At 37.3% G+C, this 3,363-nt stretch carries 4 protein-coding genes; all 4 read right to left on the bottom strand.

Annotated features, from left to right (window positions below; all coding sequences use genetic code 11):
* Positions 1 to 882 (bottom strand): alpha/beta hydrolase (locus K6G87_RS04695; RefSeq protein ID WP_296834536.1); only part of this gene is annotated, 882 nt, incomplete at its 3' end.
* 199 nt (positions 883 to 1,081) lie between these two features.
* Positions 1,082 to 1,597, bottom strand: a complete 516-nt coding sequence (locus tag K6G87_RS04690) for a hypothetical protein (RefSeq protein ID WP_296834535.1) — start codon at positions 1,595 to 1,597, stop codon at positions 1,082 to 1,084.
* A gap of 56 nt (positions 1,598 to 1,653) precedes the next feature.
* A complete protein-coding gene (locus K6G87_RS04685) occupies positions 1,654 to 2,142 on the bottom strand; it encodes a hypothetical protein (protein WP_296834533.1) in 489 nt (162 codons plus the stop codon).
* Between the two features lie 188 nt (positions 2,143 to 2,330).
* Positions 2,331 to 3,363: GNAT family N-acetyltransferase (locus K6G87_RS04680; protein WP_296834531.1), on the bottom strand; the 1,033-nt coding region annotated here is incomplete at its 5' end.

Genomic DNA, 3,363 nt, shown 5'->3' with positions numbered 1-3,363 from the left:
GTTAGTTTCTAAAAGCTCATGATACTGCTCCGGATATGTTCCAACTACTGAATCCTTGCTGCCGCAGCAGATAATGAATACATCAGGCTCTACTGCGCCATCTGCAAATTTCATCTCGCTCTCTTCGATCATTCCCTCGTGAGTCATGAATTTATCTGTTGTGGGAACGATTCCCGGTGCTGCAGAGATTGCACATACATAACCAAAGAGCTCAGGTCTTTGAAGCGTGATATAGATTGTCTCTCTGCCGCCCATTGAAAAGCCTGCAAGATAAGTATTTTCTCTACCTGTAAGAATTGAATATTCGCTCTCAATGTGAGGCATCAGGTCATTAACAAGATCGTTGATGAAATTGTCGTAAGGAAGAACGCTCTCGCTATCAAAACCAGGCTGCTGGTTAGGATCAGATGTTGCGTACATGTTAGGACATACAACGATTGTCTCTTCGATGAGTTCATCAGCCGCCATATTACCTACGATCTCTTTGATCCTGTTCTCTCCATCTGAGGAAAAAGAGTACTCGTTTCCAAAGATACCATGTAAAAGATACAAAACCGGATACTTCTTATCTTCGCTATAATCTGCAGGAAGAAGGATGCTGTGCCCCCTCTCCAGTCCGCAGGTTTCAGAATAATAAGTTGCATGAGTAAATTCGCCGTATTCTACATCACCACGCTTTGACTCGATCATTAATGGACATCTTTCATCAATCTCATCATTAAGAACGAACTCTGTGTCAGAAGCTTCTGCACCATCTTCTGTCTTTATTCCTGAAGCAAAAGAGCTTAAGTCTTCACTACTGTTATCTGTAGCCACGCTGCTCTCTTCGCTACTATTTGCTACTTCCATGCTAATCTCTTCGTTACTGTTTTCTGCTCCCATACCTTTGGCCTCCTGTAAATTTGCACCACATGCGCACAATGCGGTCATAACTGCTGCCAATAAAATCGAAATGCTTTTCTTTCTCATAACCGGACCCTTTGAACTGCATTTTTCATATTCTAATATAAAGCCGCTCACAAGCCATATATTGCTATAATCATGCTATTGGCATTCAATAATTCGAGTTATTTCTTTCACGCTATTTTTTATGTTCCAAATACTCCTCAACTAGTTTTTTCATCTCTTCCTCATCAAAATGCGTATAGGAATGTGTTTTGGGAGCAGGATATTCCATACTTGATAGTACATACCATATTAAAAGTAAACTCATTAAAAACAATGTCGTCATTAGCAAACTATACCAAGCATAAAATTTAAATTTTCTCCAGTTGATATCTGATTGGATTTCATGGACTCCTTCCGGATCATATATATAAACAACTATATTAGCTCCAGGTTTTAGACCTTTTTCACTGGTGCATACTTCTCCTTCCAGCGTCTTGCCTTTATAATCATAGCTAACATTATATGTCTCATATATCTCACCACACCTACTATTTATCTTAACAATCTCTGCCCCTTTACTATCAATGACCTTTCCTCTAAACTTTTTAGATTTCTTATATCTTATTCCTAAAATCCAATTTACAATTGCCAAAAAAACAAATATCGATACACAAAAACCAATTTCAAAATAAGCTGCCACTGTTCTCAAAAAACCTTTCTACATAAAAAACTATCATTAAATGTCTCTTTATTATTCTCAATAAATTATTTGTTATATACATAAGAATTATAATAGCCGCCAACAGTTACTTTATTTTTATATTGGCTATCATAATTCATTTGGTCCATGCCCCATAAAAAAAGCAAAAACATCAATAATATAACTATAATTCCCACAGCACACGCAGCAAATATTTGAAATTTCCTCCATCCGATATCTGATTGAATTTCATGAAGATTATCCGGATCATATACATAAACATCTATCTTATCTCCACGTCTTAACCCTGTTTCATCTGTGCAAACCTCGCCTCGAAGTGTCTGGCCATTATATTCGTAACAAACATCATATGTTTCATATATTTCACCACAGCGGCGACCAAAATAAACTATCTCTGTGTCTATACTATCAATAACTCTTCCTTTAAACTTTTTGGATCTCTTATATTTAATTCCAGAAATCATATCCACCATTACCAAGAGTAATACAAATGGTAAAAATGCTAATCCCCAACAACTTGAACTTGTCATCATATAAACCTTTCCATATTCAAAACAAAATACAATTGATATATGAGGCCTGCATATATCATAACGATACATAGCTTACCATATAGTATCTTTGTAAATAAATAATAATCGCAGCAAAAAAAGACTTATAATTCCTGTACTCACAGGCTATACGTCTTTTTAATACTGCTGTTATTCTATTACTGGCTCATTCATTTCAAACGGATTCTATATCTTTCCAGATCTACCTGATCACATTCTAAAAATAATGTCTCGATGTATTCTCCGCCATTTGCAAGAATAGTTTTTTTGCTGGCTTCATTTGAAGGAATACAGCTTACACCTATTTCATCAAATCCAAAGCTCTTAAGAAAATCCAGGGCTTTAGCAAGCATCCTCTTAGCGTAACCTTTTCTTCTTTCTGAAGGCCTTACTGAATATCCTACATGTCCGGTATATTTCTCCATTCTCTCAGTGAGAACATTGTGAACCTGCATGCAGCCAACCATCTTCATATCCGACTTCCTAAATACCATAAGGACATTGCCCCAAGCGCCGTGCTCATCTGCTTCTCTGCTGGGATTAGCCCAGCCTATGCAGTGATCGACATACTCTTTTGTATCAGACATTCTTTTCATAGAAAAGCATCCATCAAAGCTTGAATCAACATCAAGCATCTCCTGCCTGTAAGCAGCAATCTCATCAGCAAAATCCATAGACGGCTCTATAAATAAAAGCTCATCTTCATCAGAATCAGCCTGCCCTGCAATATATTCAAGCGAGAACTTCTCACAGATAACTCTGGACTCTTCTGTAAATTCTATTCCGTATTCCTCTGCCTCTTCTTCAAAAAACTCTTTATGAACTTCTCTCCAGTATTCTAGAGATCTGTCACCCTCTCCTTCAGAATATGCATGATATGGAGGCACTTCATTAAACTTTCTAATGTATACGTCATAATCTCTTATAACGCACATTGCTTCATCTTTGCTGTTTAATAAAACGCTGTATTCACCAGCTTCCGGAATCTCGTCAAGCTCTCCTTCAGCTTCATATGCATCGTAGAGACTTGCTGTTCCAAACTTCTTACCTTCAAGTACAAGCTGTAAGAGCTTATCGCCTTCCTCATCTTCACCAAATCCCCATGCTTCATAGGGGGTATTTATATCTATTCCTTTTTTAGTACAAAATTCTTCCCATAACTGTTCTGCTGTCATATATGTCTCCTGGATTGTCCAATATATG

Source organism: Butyrivibrio sp. (genome assembly GCF_024699075.1).
The sequence above is the reverse complement of the archived record's forward strand: the minus strand, read 5'-3'. Positions and strand labels throughout refer to the sequence as shown.

Bases quoted from the DNA above. Each gene is read 5' to 3' on its own strand.
- K6G87_RS04685 (WP_296834533.1), bottom strand. From the start codon at position 2,142: ATGATGACAAGTTCAAGTTGTTGGGGATTAGCATTTTTACCATTTGTA.